Consider the following 16,896-nt stretch of genomic DNA (forward strand, 5'->3'; position numbering starts at 1 on the left):
AACCGCCCCACCTCGGCGGACGCGCCCGCCCGGCGCGTCCGCCGCCATCCCAGCACACAGCCACCAAGCACACGGCCACCCAACTTCGCGGCCGCTTAGCCGCGCCCAAAATAGGAGATCCATGTCCCTCGCCACCAACCACCGCTGGCTGCGCTGGCCGTCCCCGGACACCAAGCGGCTGGCCTTCGGCGCCGACTACAACCCCGAGCAGTGGCCCCGCGAGGTCTGGGCCGAGGACGTGCGCCTCATGCAGGAGGCCGGAGTCAACATCGTCTCCCTCGCCATCTTCTCCTGGGCCCGGCTCCAGCCCGCGCGGGATACCTGGGACTTTTCCTGGCTCGACGACATCATCGACCTGCTCCACGCCAACGGCATCGCCGTGGACCTCGCCACCGCCACCGCCTCCCCGCCGCCGTGGCTCGCAGCCGAACACCCGGAAATCCTGCCGGTCACCCACAACGGCGAAACCCTCTGGCCGGGCGGCCGGCAGCACTGGCGGCCCACATCCCCGGTCTTCCGCGAGCACGCGCTGGCGCTCGTGCGAACCATGGCGGAGCGGTACAGGGACCACCCCGCCGTCTGCGCCTGGCACGTTTCCAACGAACTCGGCTGCCACAATATCTATGACTATTCCGACGACGCCGCGGCCGCCTTCCGCGTCTGGCTTCAAAACCGCTACGGCACCCTTGAGGAGCTGAACACCGCCTGGGGGACCGACTTCTGGTCCCAGCGCTACGCGGACTGGAACCACATCTTCCCGCCGCGCAAGGCAGCGTCCTACCCGAACCCCACGCAGCAGCTGGACTTCAAGCGGTTCTCTTCGGACTCGCTGCGGGACTACCTCCGCGGCGAACGCGACATCCTCAACAGCATCACCCCGGACATCCCCGTCACCACCAACTTCATGGTGATGGGGGAGACGAAGGGAATGGATTACGCGGCCTGGGCCGCCGACGTCGACTTCGTCTCGAATGACCACTACGTGGTCCCGGGTCCGCAGGACCACGACGAGCTCTCCTTCTCCGCGAACCTGACCGGCAACATCGCCGGCGGCAACCCCTGGTTCCTGATGGAGCACTCCACCAGCGCCGTCAACTGGCAGCCCGTGAACACGCCCAAGAAGCCCGGGGCCCTCGCCAGGGACTCGCTCACCCATGTGGCGCACGGGGCAGATGCGGTCTGCTTCTTCCAGTGGCGGCAGTCGCGCGCCGGGGCGGAAAAGTACCACTCCGCGATGGTGTCGCATGCCGGCAGCAACAGCAGGCTCTTCCGCGACGTCACCGTCCTGGGCCGGACGCTTGGCGAACTCTCGGCGATCACGGGCAGCCGCCGTGAGCCCGCAAAGGCCGCAATCCTGTTCGACTGGGACTCCTGGTGGGCCAGCGAGCTGGACTCCCATCCGAGCGACCGGCTCCGCTACCGGCAGGAGGCCCTCGACTGGTACTCCGCGTTCCTGGCCAACGGCATCCGCGCCGACGTCCTCCCGGCGGCGGCCTCGCTTGAGGGGTACCAGCTGGTCATCGCGCCGGTCCTGCACGTGGTGCCGGCGGAGCTGCGTTCGCGCCTGAATAGCTTCGTCGAAGCAGGCGGCCACCTCGTGACCACGTACTTCTCGGGCATCGTGGACCAGAACGACCACGTGTGGCTAGGTGGATACCCCGGCGCCCTCAGCGATCTGCTGGGAATCCGGGTGGAAGAGTTCGGACCGCTGGCCCCCGGGGAAGAGGCCACGCTCGACGACGGGTCAACCGGAACGCTGTGGGCCGACTCGGTGGCCACCACCTCGGGCGACACGAAGGTCCTGCGCCGGTTCACCTCCGGTGACCATGCCGGCGAACCTGCCGTTACCCGGCGCCGCGTGGGCAACGGATCCGCCGGCTACGTGGCGACGCGACTCGGACCCGACGGCCTGGTCCCGGTCCTGCGGGAATTCGCCCACCTGGCCGGCGTCGGGTCTGAACTGCCCGCGGAACTCCGGGGCGCCGTCGAACTCGCCGTCCGCACGGGGGAGGACGGGCGCTTCCTTTTCCTGATCAACCGCATGGACCAGGCCGTCGACATCTCGGCAGTGCCCGGAACCGCCCTCACGGGCGAACGCACCGCCGAACGTACCGCCAAGCTTGCCGCCCGCGGCGTGGCCGTCCTCCACAACCCCCGATAAACCAAAGCGCCAAATAAAGCAGCAGTCCCCAGAGAACAGCAGCATCACCGCACCGAAGGGAATTCAATGACGAACAGATCCAGACGGCCCTGGGCCGTGACCGCCGCCGGCGTCACCGCGGCGGTCTTCTCCGCAGGGCTCGTGGCCGGGCCCGCGCTCGCCGCGCCGGCCCCGGCCAAGGCAGCCGACGAAACCGTGCCTGCCGGCGCCGTGACCGTACGGCCGGACCCGTCCTACCAGGGCGAGGCCTTCGAAGGGTGGGGTACCAGCCTGGTCTGGTTCGCCAACGCCACCGGTGACTACCCGGACGAAGTCCGCAACAAGCTCGCGGACATGGTCTTCGGCGACGACGGGCTGAACCTCAACATCGCGCGGTACAACGTCGGCGGCGGCAACGCCCCCGACGTGAAGGACTACCTCCGTGCCGGCGGCGCGGTGGAAGGCTGGTGGAAGGCGCCCGCCGGTACCACGCGGGAGGACAAGGACTGGTGGGATCCGGCGAACCCGGAGCACTGGAACCTCGATGCCGACCAGACACAGCGTTGGTGGGTTGACCGGATCAAGAACGACGTCACGCACTGGGAAGCCTTCAGCAACTCCCCGCCGTGGTTCCAGACGGTCAGCGGCTACGTTTCGGGCGGCTTCAACTCCTCGCAGGACCAGCTGCGGACCGAGAGCGTTGACGGTTTTTCCTCCTATCTGGTCGGCGTAGTCAAGCAGCTTGAAAAGGCCCACGGCATCAAGATCGACACGATCGATCCCATGAACGAACCGAACACGCCGTATTGGGGAACCAGCCTGAATGCGGCGGGCCAGCCCGTTGGCGGACGGCAGGAGGGCGCCCACATGGGTCCCGAACTGCAGCAGAAGGTGGTCCGGTCGCTGGCCAAGGCCCTCGCCGGCGCGGACACTGGCGCCGTCATCAGCGCCATGGATGAGACCAACCCCTCGACGTTCGCCAACAACTGGAACAGCTATTCCGCGGATGCAAAGGAGAGCGTCGCGCAGCTCAACGTCCACACCTACGGGACCGGGCAGCGGACAGCCGTCCGGGACATCGCCAAGGGCGAGGACAAGCCGCTCTGGATGAGCGAGACCGGCGGCTCATGGATGGACGGCCAGAACTTCACGAGCATGCAGCCGGGCCTTGGCCTGGCCCAGCACATGGTCAACGACCTCCGCGAGCTGGAGCCCGAGGCCTGGGTGTTCTGGCAGCCCGTTGAGGACTACAACAACATGAAGCCGGGCGGCGAGAGCGCCATCGGCTCCAACTGGGGCGAGATCCAGCTGCCCTTCGACTGTGCTGCCGGGGACACCCTCGAAAGCTGCCCGATCTACACGAACACCAAGTACAACACCGCGCGGAACTTCACGCACTACATCAAGCCCGGGGACCGGCTGGTAACAGTGAACGACCTGAACAGCGCGGCCGCGGTCTCGGACTCCGGAGCCACTGTGGTGCACGTCAACGACAGCAAGCAGCAGCGCCCGGTGGCCCTGGACCTTTCCGGATTCGGAGCCGTCCAGGGAAACGCCACCGTGACTCCGGTGACCAGCGACGCGTCCGGTGCGCTCGTGCAGGGTGAGCCGGTCGCCGTCGGAAAGGACCGCACTGCGGTCCTCACGGTGCCGGCCGAGTCCGTCACGACATTCCTGGTCAACGGTGTGCACGGCGTGGCCAAGGACGCCGCCCTCGTGCAGGCGGACCACGTCTACAGCCTCAAGGGCGTGGAAAGCGGCAAGTCCCTCACCCAGGGAATCGGCAGCGCAGCCGTCATCCGTTCCGGAGCCGGCGCCGACCAACAGTGGAACATCCGCCGCCTCAGCGGCGAAAACAGCAGCCGTGCCCGCTACGCCATTGAAACGCCCGACGGCGGGCGGCAGCTCGCCGTCGTCGACGGAACGCCCCAGCTGGTGCCTTCGGAGGCAACGCCGGCCGGCGCCGCGCAGTGGACCATGTCCACCACCGGCGACGGCACGTACACGTTCGTCAACGCCGCCACCGGCCGGCTCCTCGAAGTGGGCGGCCATGCCACCGCGGACGGGTCGCCGGTGACGCTGTGGACCGCCAACTCCGGTGAGAACCAGCGCTGGCGGGTCATCGACGAAACTGTCCAGGGATTCCAGAACGTTACGGCCTTCACGGTGCCCGGGACCACGCCGCAGCTGCCCAACACGGTGGTGCCCGTCTACCGCGACGGCGCCCGCGGCGAGCTGCCGGTGACCTGGACGATGCCGCCGGAGAGCCGGTGGAGCAAGCCGGGCACCGTCGAGGTGCGCGGAACGGCGACGGACGTCCTGGGCACTGCCCATGCGGTGACGGCCAAGGTCACCGTCGACACACTGGTGGCGACTCTTCCTGCGAGGGCCAAGACCTACGTTGGCGGAACGCCGGTGCTTCCTGCCACCGTGACAGCGGTGACTGCCGGCGGCAGCAAGGTGGAGCGGCCGGTGGTCTGGGACGCGGCTCCCGCGTTCACCCAGACCGGCGTGGTCACGGTTGCGGGCATGGCCGACGCCGCCGACGGCCGGACGCTACCGGCCACCGTGCGGGTGCAGGTCACGGCGGGAACGGCCCGCAACGTGGCCGACGACGGTGGTGCCACGTTCAGCGCTTCGTTCACGGAGCCGGGCTACGCCACGGCCGGCCTCGGCAACGGCAACCTGACGGACAAGGCGTGGTCCAACTGGAAATCGGGCACCAAGAACACCACGGATACCCTTACTGTCTCCCTGGCCCAGCTGAAGACGGTGACCGGAGTGAAGGTCCACTTCTACCGCGACGGATCAACCGACAGCTACGCCCAGAGCCTGCAGGTTCAGACCAAGGCGGCCGACGGCACGTGGAAGTACGCGGGTGCGGCGGTACAGGTTCCCGGCGGCAGCCCCGCTCCTGTCGTCACGGTTCCGGTGGCCAACGTGGACACCAAGGACGTGCGCGTGGTGCTCGCTGCCCGCACGAACACCCACATGACGGTCAGTGAAGTCCAGGTTCTGGCCTCGGCTCCGGGCCAGTCCTCCGACGCCGCCGCGGCCGGGATCTCCGTCAACGGCCAGCCGCTCGCCGGCTTCGACCCGGACGTCACTGCCTACCGGGCTGACGCTCAAGGAGGGCGGCAGGAGGTCACGGCCACAGCAGCTGACCCGTACGCGACGGTTACCGTGCAGCCGGCTGACAAGCAGTCCGGCACCGCCGTGGTCACCGTCAAGAGCGAAGACGGAAGCCAGACCCGGACCTACGAGGTGGTGTTGGGCCGGTAGGAAGCTGGGTTCCGCCGCTATTCCGCGGCGGAACCCAGCCCGGTTGTCCCAAATCCCGTGGGGTCCGCCAGGAAGCGGGCGAAGCCGAGTTCCGCCGCACCGATCATCATCAGGTTGGAGCCGAGCGCCGCGGGGTGCACCTTGGCCTGGGTGGCAGGCCCGTCCATCGCCTGGGACAGCAGCAGGTCATCGAGGGTAGCCGGCGCCAGCGCGTAGAGCACCCCCAGGAAGCCGTCGAGGATGATCACCTCCGGGTTGAAGGTGTTGACGGCGTTCCGCAGCGCGATGGCCAGGAAGCCGAGCTGCCGGGAAACCTCCTCGGCGACGGCAGCGCTGCTTGACGCGCCGAGGGCCTGTTCCAGCTGTGGGGTGTCGCCGCCGCTGAGGCCAAGCAGATCGAAGAGCCGTCCCTGGGAGACCTCGGTCTCCAGGCAGCCGGTGGCGCCGCAATGGCACTGTTCGCCGGAGGTGCGGACGAAGGTGTGGCCCAGTTCCCCGGCGTAGCCGGACGCCCCGCGCAGCAGCCTGCCGTTGGAAATGATCCCGCCGCCGATGCCGCTGGCCCCGCCATTGAGGTACACGAGGTTGTCCCGCCCGGCGCCGGCCCCGAAGATCAGCTCCGCTTCGGCGGCGAGCGAGGCGTCGTTGGCAGCTTGGCAGGCATAACCGGTCGCCTCAGTTAGCATCCGGGCCACAGGCTCGTCCCGCCAACCCAGATGCGGCGCGTGGCGCACCGTCCCGTCGTCGGGGTTTACCAGCCCCGGTACCGCCACGCCGATCCCGGTGATCCGGTAGGAGTGCTCCAGCTCCGTGCGCATCCCCTCAATCACGGCAGCGGCGATGTTGACTGCCTCCCGTGCGCTGGGAATCCGTTCGGTGGCGAACCGGATCTTCTTCTGGACAATGCCGCCGAGGTTGACCAGGCCAATGGTGACCGCGTCGATCTCCGGGTAGACGGCGAGCGCCGCGATGGAGGGGCTCGGGCGCACTTCGGGGCTCGGCCGGCCCACCTGGGCTTCGCCAGTGGGCGCCGTTTCATAGACGAGGCCGAGCGCAGCCAGCTGTCCGATCAGGGTTCCGACCGTTGACCTGTTGAGCCCGGTCCTTTTCGTCAGCTGCGCACGGCTGAGGACACGGTGATGGTGGACCAGGGACGTGATTAGGGCCAGGTTGTTCCGCCGGGAGGGGTCCAGCTCGCTGGGCGGGGCGGTCGGGGCGGCCCGTTGGCGAGGGGAAGACATCATCGGAACAATATCAGCTGCCGAAAACCTTGGTGTCGAGGAAGTTGTTGCGGAACTTCCCCTCCGGATCGAGGCGGTCCGCGAGCGCCTTGAAATCTGGGAAGCGGGGGTAGAGCGGCGCGAGCCGGGAAGCATCGCCGTCGAACAGTTTGCCCCAGTGGGGGCGGGCGCCGAACGGCGCCAGCTCGGCCTCGATCACGGGGAGCACGGCCTCGACGGCGGGCTGGTCCTGCCGCCAGGTGAGGTGCAGGCCGATGCTGTCGGTGCCGTAGTTCGGGCTCAGCCAGAGGCTGTCCGCGGCCACGGTACGGATCTCCGAAACCAGCAGCAGCGGAGTCACCAGGTGGGACAGCCGGCGCATGACCTGGATGGCGTCCACGGCGTGCTCGCGGGGGATCAGGTACTCGCTCTGCAGCTCGTCGCCCTTGCTGGGAGTGAATTCCATCCGGAAGTGGGCCAGCCTGTCGGACCAGGGACCGGGCACGCCCAACTGCTGCGTGCAGGTGGTTCCGGGCACTCCGGCGATGGGATGCCTCGGTTCTTTTGCCGGGCTGCCGCCGAAAAAGCCGGTCCGCTGGGATGCTGATTCTCCCTCTGTCCGGGACTTCAGCCACGCCTGGCCGATCCGGTCCCCGCTCCAGTCGGTGAACAGGCTGACGCTGTACGCGGAGGAGGTGACGCCGTCGAGATTCTCCAGCACCTGGTCCCACTCAAGGTCCTCGAACACCGACTGCGAGACCGGGAACGTGGGTTCGACGTCCAGGGTCAGGCTGCTGACGATGCCCAGTGCGCCGAGGCCCACCACCATGCCGTCAAAGTCGGGTTCCCCGCGGCGGGCGGTGAGGATCCCGCCGTCGGCGGTCACCAACTCAAGGCCGGCGACGGCGGTGGCCAGGTTTCCGTTGCGGTCGCCGGAGCCGTGGGTGGCGGTGGCGACGGCCCCGGCCACGGAGATGTGGGGGAGGGACGCCAGGTTGTGCAGGGCATAGCCCTGCCGCTGCAGCTCGGCGGCGAGGGTCCCGTAGCGGGTGCCGCCGCTCACGGTCACTGTCAGGTTGGCGGGGTCCACCTCGATGGCCGGCTCGAGGTGCTCGAGCGAGACCAGGGTGCCGGCGGTGTCGGCGATGCGGTTGAAGGAATGCCGGGAACCGAGCGCACGAAGCTTGGTCGCACCGGCTACCAGGTCCTGGAGCTGCGCCACTGTCGCCGGTTCCCGCACCTCGGCGGCGGCGTACCTGAGGTTGCCGGCCCAGTTGTGCCCCGCGGTGTGCAGCTCAGTTCCTGCTTCGCTAACCATTGTCCGCCCTTCGTTTGGTGTTTCAGAGAACATAACACCCGGCGCCGGGCTGAAGATAGGGGTTTTCGCGCATCGAGACCAGCTGATCGGCCCTGGAGAATGGTTGACAGCCCGGGAAAATCCAATATGTTTGTTTATGGAACATATTCGGGATCTTCCCGCGGGCAGGTCCCTCCAAACCAAACGGGAGCACTCAATGGCGATTCAGCCCACGCGCGACGACAAGTTTTCCTTCGGCCTATGGACCGTGGGTTGGGAGGCGCAGGACCAGTTCGGCTCCGCGACCCGCCCGCCCCTGGACACCGTGGAGGCCATCAACCGGCTCAGCGATCTGGGCGCCTATGGCGTCACCTTCCACGACAACGACCTGTTCCCGTTCGGCTGCTCCGCGGCTGACCGGCAGCAGGAAATCGACCGCCTCACCGGCGCGCTGAAGTCCACCGGCATGGTGGTTCCCATGGTCACCACCAACCTGTTCAGCCACCCCGTCTTCAAGGACGGCGGCTTCACCAGCAACGACCGCGGTGTGCGCCGCTTCGCCCTCCGCAAGGTGCTGGAAAACATCGACCTCGCCGCCGAACTGGGCGCTGAGACGTTCGTGATGTGGGGAGGACGCGAAGGCAGCGAGTACGACGCCGCCAAGGACATCCGCGGTGCCCTCGAACGCTACCGCGAAGCCGTGAACCTGCTGGGCGACTACGTGACGGACAAGGGCTACAACATCCGCTTCGCGATCGAGCCCAAGCCCAACGAGCCGCGTGGCGACATCCTCCTGCCTACGCTGGGCCACGCCCTGGCGTTCATCGAGACCCTCGAGCGCCCGGAGCTTGTGGGCATCAACCCCGAAACCGGCCACGAGCAAATGGCCGGGCTGAACTTCACCCACGGCATCGCCCAGGCGCTGTACCAGGGCAAGCTCTTCCACATCGACCTCAACGGCCAGCGCAGCATCAAGTTCGACCAGGACCTGGTCTTCGGCCACGGGGACCTGCAGAACGCCTTCTCCCTGGTTGACCTGCTGGAAAACGGCGGTCCGCAGGGCGGTCCTGCCTATCACGGCCCGCGCCACTTCGACTACAAGCCCAGCCGGACCGAGGACATCAACGGCGTCTGGGACTCCGCGGCAGCCAACATGCAGACCTACCTGCTGCTCAAGGAGCGCGCCAAGGCCTTCCGCTCCGACCCCGAGGTGCAGGCTGCCCTGGAGGCGTCGCGGGTTTCCGAGATCAACGTCCCCACCCTGAACCCGGGCGAAGGCTACGAGCAGCTCCTCGCCGATCGCTCGTCCTACGAGGATTTCGACGCCGACGCCTACTTCGGCGGCAAGGGCTTCGGTTTCGTGAAGCTCCAGCAGCTCTTCATCGAGCACCTGCTCGGCGCCCGCTGACGCTGTGACGGCTGCTCCCATGTCAACGGCTGTTCCCATGTCATTGGTTGCCGGGGTCGATTCCTCGACCCAAAGCTGCAAGGTGGTGGTGCTGGACGCGGACACCGGCGCCCTGGTCCGCGAAGGCCGTGGCAGCCATCCGGACGGCACTGAGATCCACCCGGACCACTGGTGGCAGGCTCTGTCCGAAGCGCTCGACGACGCCGGGGGACTTGCCGGGGTCAGCGCGCTTTCCGTCGGGGGCCAGCAGCACGGCATGGTGCTGCTGGACCGTGACGGCAACGTGCTGCGGCCGGCGCTGCTCTGGAACGACACCCGCTCGGCAGGAGCGGCCGCAGCCCTCACGGAAGAAGTGGGCGCCGAGGACTATGCCAAGCGGACCGGGCTGGTTCCCGTGGCTTCGTTCACTGTCACCAAGGTCCGCTGGGTCCGCGACCATGAGCCGGACATCGCCGGCCGGGTGGCCGCCGTCGCGCTGCCGCATGACTGGCTGACCTGGCGTCTGCGCGGCTACGGCCCCGTCGGCGCCAGCCCGCTGGGACCCGACCTGGGGCAACTCACCACCGACCGCTCCGACGCCAGCGGCACGGGCTACTGGAACCCCGCTACTGGTGCGTATGACCTGGAGCTGTTCCGTCTCGCCTTCGGGCGGGCTGCTGTTGAAGCCGGGGGCGGTAGTCTCGGTAACGCCGTGATCCTGCCCCGGGTCCTGGCCCCCGGCGCGTCACCCGGCCAGGTCCACGCTGAAATTGCGGGGCTGCCTATAAAACTCGGTGCCGGTGCGGGGGACAACGCCGCCGCGGCACTGGGCCTGGGCGCCCGGGCGGGTGACGTCGTCGTATCCGTGGGCACCAGCGGGACGGTGTTCGCCGTCTCCGATGAGCCCATCGGCGACCCGAGCGGGACGGTGGCGGGCTTCGCGGATGCGAGTGGCCTGTTCCTGCCGATTGCCGTGACGCTCAATGCAGCGCGGGTGCTGACGTCGGTCGCCGGGCTGCTGGGGGTGGACTTCGACGAGCTGTCCAGGCTGGCGCTGGAGGCTGAACCGGGTGCGGGCGGCGTGGTGCTGGTCCCGTATTTCGAGGGGGAGCGGACGCCCAACCTGCCGCACGCCACGGCCAGCTTCTCCGGGCTGACCATCGCCTCGACCACGCGCAGCAATTTCGCGCGGGCCGCCGTCGAAGGGATGCTGTGCGGGCTGGCCGGAGGACTGGATGCCCTCCGCGCCCTGGGCCATCCGGCCGAGCGGCTTCTGCTGATCGGCGGCGCAGTGCAGAATCCTGCGGTCCAGCTGATCGCCGCCCAGGTTTTCGACCTGCCTGTGGTGGTTCCCAGCCCCGGCGAGTACGTGGCCCGCGGAGCTGCCGTGCAGGCGGCCTGGGCACTGACGGGGGAGCGGCCGGCATGGAACGTGGCGCTGGACGGCCACCCCGAGCCGGATTTCCGGCCCACCATCGCGCAACAGTACCGGGCGGAGCAACGCAAAGTGGAGATGGCCGCGGGCTGAGTCTTCCTCCGTTGGGTGAGCTTGTCGAAACCTCTTCCTGTCCTCCCAACTAGGTAGCACGTCAGGGTGTTCTCAAGGCCGGGAACCCCCTGACGTGCTACCGGGTTTCGTTCTCAGGTGTATTCGAAAAAAATTTTTGGATCCCGCCCAAATCTGGTGCCGGATCGGCCCTTAAATTGTCGTACCCCCTTGGCAGACTGTGTTTATGGACGGCTTCGGGAATTCAGCACTGAGAGCAGAGGCTCCGCACGGCGACGTCCTGCATGCTGCCGCGTTCTCCAACGCCAACCTCGCTGATCCCGGTTTTCCCTTCAACGCGTTCTCCGACAACAGGTTTACCGACGACGGGTTTCCGTATGACGATGACCTCGACGCAGCGTATCCGGCGTCCTTCCCTGAGGACCCGCTTCCCGAGGCGCTGTTTGCCGACGTGCTGTTCGCCGACGCCACCTCCTCCAATGCCGTTAGTTCGCGGCCGGGATTGCAGGACCGGATCGCGGCGGCGCTTGAGCTCCTGAAGGCTGACCTTAATGCCGACACTGCCGGGCTGATCGACCAGATCCGCGCCTCCGAAACCGTCAAAAGCATGCTCGCCGGGCAACAGGCGAGGCTGTCCGTCACTTTCAACGCGCGGCTTGGTCAGGAATCCACCGATCGGGTGCCCCGGGCTGCGGAGGACCTTGGCAAGGACCGCGGCAAAGACCGGGGCTTGGGCGCTGCTGAGCAGATCGCATTGGCGCGGGGCGAGTCCCCGTACCGCGGAGGGCGGCTCCTCGGCGTGGCCAAGGCCCTGGTCACCGAGATGCCGCACGCTTTGGGCGCCTTGGACGCCGGCCAGCTGAATGAAGAGCGCGCCATGTATTTCGTGAAGGAAACAGCGTGCCTGACCGTGGAAGACCGGACCGCCGTCGACGAGGAGTTGGCTGCGGATATGGGGACCTTCACCGGGGTCGGGACCCGCGGCGTCATCGCCGCGGTAAAGGCCGCCGCCACCCGACGCGACCCGCGCTCCGTCACCCAGCGCGCCAGCCACGCCGCCACGGAGCGGTCCGTGAGCCTGCGCCCGGCCTCCGATTGCATGACCTATTTCACCGCGCTCCTGCCCGCCCACCAGGGCGTCGCCGTCTACACGGCACTGACAAGGCGCGCCGAAGCCCTCCATTCCGCCGGCGACCCCCGCGCGCTAAATCAGATCAAGGCCGACACCCTGGTCGAGTGGACCACAGGCACACCCGGCGGCATCACCGGCATCGAACTCAACCTCGTCATGACCGACCGCACCCTCCTCCAGAGCGACTCCGAACCCGCCCGCCTCACCGGCTACGGCATCGTCCCCGGAGGGTGGGCCAGGGACCTCATTGCGCAGGGTGAAGAACAAGGAGAAGGGCAGCCCTTGGCTCAGGGCGCGGCGGGCAGCTCAGCCGACAACCACAAGGACCCGGCAAAGGAACTCAAGATGTGGCTCCGCCGGCTCTACACCGCCCCGGAGACGGGTGACTTAGTCGCCATGGACTCCCGACGGCGGCTCTTCCCGGCACCGCTGCGCCGCTTCATCCAAGTCCGGGACGACACCTGCCGCACGCCCTATTGCGACGCTCCGATCCGCCACCACGACCACATCATCCCCTGGCACAATGACGGCCCCACGTCACTGAGTAATGGCGCGGGACTGTGCGAAGCCTGCAACCACACCAAAGAACTCCCCGGCTGGAAAGTGAAACCTCCGCCCGGACCGAGACACACCATCGAAGTCACGACACCCACCGGCCACATCTACCGCTCCACCGCACCGCCACTTCCGGGAACCGGGCCAGCTGGACTCAGTGGGGGAGAAACCAAGCTGCCCGGAGTCAGCCACGCGGAACGGTAGAACCGACCCCGCAACCGGTGAAGCGGCGGCTGATATACCGCCGCCGCGGAACCCGGCCAAGGGAGGAGTTAGCTCCTAGGAGCTGACCTCCGCGACCTGCGCGGCCAAGGTGGTCAGTTTCACCGGCTCCGGACGTGCGGCAGTGCTGGTGATCTGCACTGCGGAACTCGTCCGGGCCGAAGCCAGCATCGACTCCATAACTTCGAGGACGTGGTAGGCCAGTTGGCCGCCGGCGCGCGGTTCGGAGCCCTGCGGCGTTGCGGCGAGGTCGGCGATCCCGAAACCGCGTCCGGAGTCGACGTAGCCAGCAGAGACTGGCAGGGTCTGCCAGTCGTCCGCGCCAAGCGGGAAGACCTGGACATCGCCGTCGAAATGGTTCGGGTCGGGTACCGCCAAGGAGCCGCGTTCACCGTGGATTTCGATGTTGGGCGACTTGGACTTCACGGCGTCGAAGCTCATGAGCAGCGTGGACAGTGCACCGGAAGCGTGCACCAGCACCCCGGTGACATGTGAGTCGACGGCCACCGGCACCGTCTCACCGGCGCGCGGCCCCGATCCAATGGTCCGCTCGTTGCGGGTGTGGCTGGCGGCACCGACCACGGAGACCACCGGGCCCAGCAGCGTGACCAGCGCACTCACGTAGTAAGGACCCATATCCAGCAGGGGTCCGCCGCCGGGCTGATAGTAGAAGTCCGGGTTCGGATGCCAGCGCTCATGGCCGGGCGTCACCATGGTGGCTGTTGCGCTGATCGGCGCGCCGATCAAGCCGTCGTCGATCGCCTTACGGGCGGTCTGAATTCCAGTGCCGAGCACCGTGTCGGGGGCGCAGCCGACGACGACGCCGGCCTCGCGTGCCGCCTCCAGCACCTGCCGCGCCTCGGCGGTGGTCACCGCAAGCGGCTTCTCCCCGTAAACGCTCTTTCCGGCGGCAATGGCCTTCAGGGCAACGTTGGCGTGGGCCGCGGGGATGGTCAGGTTGAGGACGAGGTCGACGTCTTCCGCGGCCAGGAGTTCGTCAACGGAAACCGCGCGGACGCCGTCGTAGTCATCCGCAACAGCCTGGGCACGCGCGGCGTCCAGGTCGGCCACCGCCACGAGTTCGAGCTGGTCCAGCCTGCGGAAATTCGCGAGGTACTGGGCGATGATGGCGCCGCAGCCAATGATTCCTACTCTTGTGCGCTCTCCTGGGTCTAGCGACTTGCCCACAGCAGGCCCCTTTCGATGATGGTGCGGACAATGGTGTCCTGGAGGATGTCGACGTGATGGCCGGGGGTAGTGACGAAGATCCGACCCTTGCCCCACTGGCGGGTCCAGATGGCCGGTGAGGTCACCTCGCGGTGCCAGGGGTCCCACTCGCGGACCTTCTGCGTGGTGGTGGCGAGGACATCGATGTAGTCGTCTGCCAGGACCCAGTACTGTTCGGTGACAAGTTCGAAGTCCGGGATGCCTTCGGTGATGGGGTGCCCGGCGGCGGCCGGGAGCATGTTGACGGTGTACGGCACGTAGTTGTCGGATTGCTCCCCGAGGCGTTCATCAGGGTGCTTGCCGGGGTGGCAGGCGAACTGGCCGCCGATCAGATGCAGGTAGTCCGAATTGTTGCGGTAGGAATCCGCGATCCCGCCGTGCCAGCCGGCCAGGCCGGTGCCGTTTTCGACGGCGGCGCGCAGTCCCTCGAACTCGTCCTTTTCAATCGTGGTCATGGTCATGCACTGCATGATCAGGTCCACTCCAGCCATGTAGCCGGCGTCGGCGTAGACCTTGGGCGATTCCTCGACCCGGACGTCGTAGCCGTTGTTTTTCAAATGCGGAATGAAGAGCTCGGTGGCTTCGAAGGGCTGGTGGCCGTCCCAGCCGCCGCGCACCACCAGGGCGGATTTTCGTTCGGTCATGTCAGGGGTTTCCTTTGGTTTTCAGCGGTTGGCTGGTGTCAACGGGTCGCGAAGGCGGCGTCGAATGCAGCGGCGGGCGGGGCAATGGCTGCGAGGTTCTTGACCAGGGCGAGTGCCTGCGGCGCACCGGTCAGCCGGTCCATCCCGGCGTCTTCCCATTCGATGCTGGTGGGGCCGGCGTATCCGATGGCGTTCAGGGTGCGGAAGATCCTGTTCCACTGCACATCTCCGTGCCCCGCTGTGACGAAGTCCCAACCACGGCGCGGATCGGCCCAGGCGAGGTGCGAGCCGAGCCGCCCGTTGCGCCCGTCCAGCTGGCGCACGGACTCCTTCACATGCACGTGCAGGATGTGCTCAGCGAAGTCCTGCAGGAACATCACCGGGTCCAGGTCCTGCCAGATGAAGTGGGACGGGTCGAAGTTCAGGCCGAAGGCGGCCCGGTGCCCGATGGCTTCCAGGGTGCGCTCGGTGGTCCAGTAGTCGTAGGCGATCTCGGAGGGATGCACCTCAAGGGCGAAGCGGACCCCCACCTCGTCAAAAACGTCGAGGATGGGGTTCCACCGGTCCGCGAAGTCCCGGTACCCGGCGTCGATCATGGCCTCAGAAGCGGGCGGAAACATCGCCACGGCCTTCCAGATGGAGGAGCCGGTAAACCCGGTCACGGTCTTCACGCCAAGCCTGGCCGCGGCCCGGGCGGTGTCCATCATGGACTGCGCCGCCCTGGTGCGGACGCCCTCCGGATCGCCGTCGCCCCAGAGCGCAGGCGTCAGGATGCCCTGGTGGCGCTCGTCGATCGGGTCATCGCAAACAGCCTGTCCGGTGAGGTGGTTGGCGATGGCGAAGACCTTGAGGTTGTTCTTCTCCAGGATGTCCAGCCGTCCCTGGAGATAGGAATCGTCCTCTGCGGCGCGGCGCGGATCAAGGTGATCGCCCCAGCAGGCGATCTCCAGCCCGTTAAAGCCCCATTCTCCGGCGAGCCGGGCCACCTCCTCGAAGGGCAGATCTGCCCACTGGCCGGTGAAGAGTGTTATGGGTCGTGTCATCGGGTTTCTCTGTTCTGCAGTCATGGGTCTCAGACTTTCTGCCATTGGCTGGAGTTGGCCGCGCTGGCCTCCACGGCGGCCAGTACGCGCTGGACCTGCAGGGCATTCGCGAAGGACGGTTCCGGCTGCGTGCCCTGTGCAAGCGCGTGAACGAGGTCCACCACCTGGTGGGTGAAGCCGTGTTCGTACCCGAGGCCGTGTCCGGTGGGCCACCAGTTGCCAACGTAGGGATGCTCAGGTTCGGTGACGAAGATCCGGCGGAAGCCGGCATCGGGCGATTCGGCTGCATCGTAGAAGGAGAGGGCGTTCATGTCCTCGAAGTCGAAGGCGAGGGAGGCCTTGGTGCCGTTCAGTTCCAGCCGCATCGCGTTCTTCCGCCCCAGTGCGTAGCGGGTCGCCTCGAAGACGCCGACGGCGCCCACCGCGGCAGCGCCGCCGGCGAACCTTGCACTGAAGATTGCGGCGTCATCAACGGTGACGGCCCCGCGGGGGGTGTCCTGGCCGACGTCGCCGTGACCGCCCAGGCCCACCAGGTCCCCGGCCAGGGGCCGCTCCGGTACGAACGTTTCCAGGAGCGCGGAGACGCCGGTGATCTTCTGCCCGGCGATCCACTGGGCCGCGTCGATGCTGTGCGCTCCGATGTCCCCCAGGGATCCGGATCCTGACTTGCTCCTGTCCAGCCGCCATGTCATGGGGGCGTTCTCATCGGACAGCCAGTCCTGCAGGTATTGCGCGCGGACATGGCGGATGGCCCCCAGCCGGCCTTCGTCCACCATGCGCTTGGCCAGTGCCAGCGCCGGCGTGCGGCGGTAGCTGAACCCGCACATCGCAAAGACACCCCGCTTCGCTGCCGCCTCTGCTGTAACGGTCATCCGCTCCGCCTCCTCGACGGAGTTAGCCAGCGGTTTTTCGCACAGCACGTGTTTGCCGGCCTCGAGGGCGGCGGCCGCGATCTCGGCGTGGGTGTTGCCGGGCGTACAGATATCGATCAGATCGATGTCGTCGCGTTCGATCAGCCGGCGCCAGTCTGTTTCGGCCGACTCCCAGCCGAGCTTGTCCGCGGCTGCCCTGACGCCGCTGGCATTTCGGCCGGCGACGGCGGTGAGCTGTGGCTGCAGGGGCAGGTCGAAGAACCGGGGCGCTGTTCGCCAGGCGTGTGAGTGGGCGGCGCCCATGAAGGCGTAGCCCACCATGCCGACCCGCAGCGGCTTTGCGGTTGTCATCCAATGTCCTTTCGGTT

At 67.5% G+C, this 16,896-nt stretch carries 11 protein-coding genes; 5 read left to right on the forward strand and 6 right to left on the reverse strand.

Features of this window, described 5'->3' with window-relative positions; genetic code table 11:
• The first annotated feature begins 121 nt into the window (after window positions 1-121).
• A complete protein-coding gene (locus CXZ05_RS14900; protein ID WP_102973328.1) occupies window positions 122-2,161 on the forward strand; it encodes a beta-galactosidase in 2,040 nt (679 codons plus the stop codon).
• Window positions 2,162-2,227: 66 nt separating this feature from the next.
• On the forward strand, window positions 2,228-5,422 hold the full coding sequence (locus CXZ05_RS14905; RefSeq protein WP_180987403.1) for an Ig-like domain-containing protein: 3,195 nt from the start codon (window positions 2,228-2,230) through the stop codon (window positions 5,420-5,422).
• Window positions 5,423-5,439: 17 nt separating this feature from the next.
• On the opposite strand, the gene CXZ05_RS14910 is transcribed toward CXZ05_RS14905, so the two are convergent.
• Together CXZ05_RS14910 and CXZ05_RS14915 are read right to left on the reverse strand one after the other, a co-directional pair.
• A complete protein-coding gene (locus CXZ05_RS14910) occupies window positions 5,440-6,666 on the reverse strand; it encodes an ROK family protein (RefSeq protein WP_102973329.1) in 1,227 nt (408 codons plus the stop codon).
• 10 nt (window positions 6,667-6,676) lie between these two features.
• A complete protein-coding gene (locus CXZ05_RS14915; RefSeq protein ID WP_102973330.1) occupies window positions 6,677-7,960 on the reverse strand; it encodes an FAD-binding protein in 1,284 nt (427 codons plus the stop codon).
• A 196-nt stretch (window positions 7,961-8,156) separates the two neighbouring features.
• Here CXZ05_RS14915 and xylA point away from each other — a divergent pair, with 196 nt between their 5' ends.
• The 3 genes from xylA (at window position 8,157) to CXZ05_RS14930 (ending at window position 12,724) form a co-directional block, all read left to right on the forward strand.
• Window positions 8,157-9,347 carry a xylose isomerase gene (gene xylA, locus CXZ05_RS14920; RefSeq protein ID WP_102973331.1) on the forward strand — a complete coding sequence of 397 codons (1,191 nt, stop codon included), beginning with the start codon at window positions 8,157-8,159 and terminating at the stop codon, window positions 9,345-9,347.
• Between the two features lie 37 nt (window positions 9,348-9,384).
• Window positions 9,385-10,854, forward strand: coding sequence for a xylulokinase (gene xylB, locus CXZ05_RS14925; RefSeq protein ID WP_102973332.1), 1,470 nt, complete (start codon window positions 9,385-9,387; stop codon window positions 10,852-10,854).
• 205 nt (window positions 10,855-11,059) lie between these two features.
• Window positions 11,060-12,724, forward strand: a complete 1,665-nt coding sequence (locus CXZ05_RS14930; RefSeq protein WP_102973333.1) for an HNH endonuclease signature motif containing protein — start codon at window positions 11,060-11,062, stop codon at window positions 12,722-12,724.
• A 75-nt stretch (window positions 12,725-12,799) separates the two neighbouring features.
• Here the strand turns inward: CXZ05_RS14930 and CXZ05_RS14935 are convergent, their stop codons facing one another.
• The 4 genes from CXZ05_RS14935 to CXZ05_RS14950 are packed head-to-tail and all read right to left on the reverse strand — an operon-like array spanning window position 12,800 to window position 16,879.
• The gene (locus CXZ05_RS14935; RefSeq protein ID WP_102973334.1) at window positions 12,800-13,930 is read right to left on the reverse strand and encodes a Gfo/Idh/MocA family protein; all 1,131 of its coding nucleotides are present in this window, start codon (window positions 13,928-13,930) and stop codon (window positions 12,800-12,802) included.
• Entirely contained in the window at window positions 13,915-14,613 is a 699-nt protein-coding gene (locus CXZ05_RS14940) for a ThuA domain-containing protein (RefSeq protein WP_102973335.1), read from the reverse strand. Before CXZ05_RS14940 ends, CXZ05_RS14935 begins: the two co-directional genes overlap by 16 nt.
• A 38-nt stretch (window positions 14,614-14,651) precedes the next feature.
• A complete protein-coding gene (locus CXZ05_RS14945) occupies window positions 14,652-15,656 on the reverse strand; it encodes a sugar phosphate isomerase/epimerase (RefSeq protein WP_102973336.1) in 1,005 nt (334 codons plus the stop codon).
• A gap of 29 nt (window positions 15,657-15,685) precedes the next feature.
• The gene (locus tag CXZ05_RS14950; RefSeq protein ID WP_102973337.1) at window positions 15,686-16,879 is read right to left on the reverse strand and encodes a Gfo/Idh/MocA family protein; all 1,194 of its coding nucleotides are present in this window, start codon (window positions 16,877-16,879) and stop codon (window positions 15,686-15,688) included.
• Window positions 16,880-16,896: the final 17 nt, after the last annotated feature.

The organism is Arthrobacter sp. AFG20, from assembly GCF_002892795.1.
Taxonomy (GTDB): Bacteria; Actinomycetota; Actinomycetes; order Actinomycetales; family Micrococcaceae; genus Arthrobacter.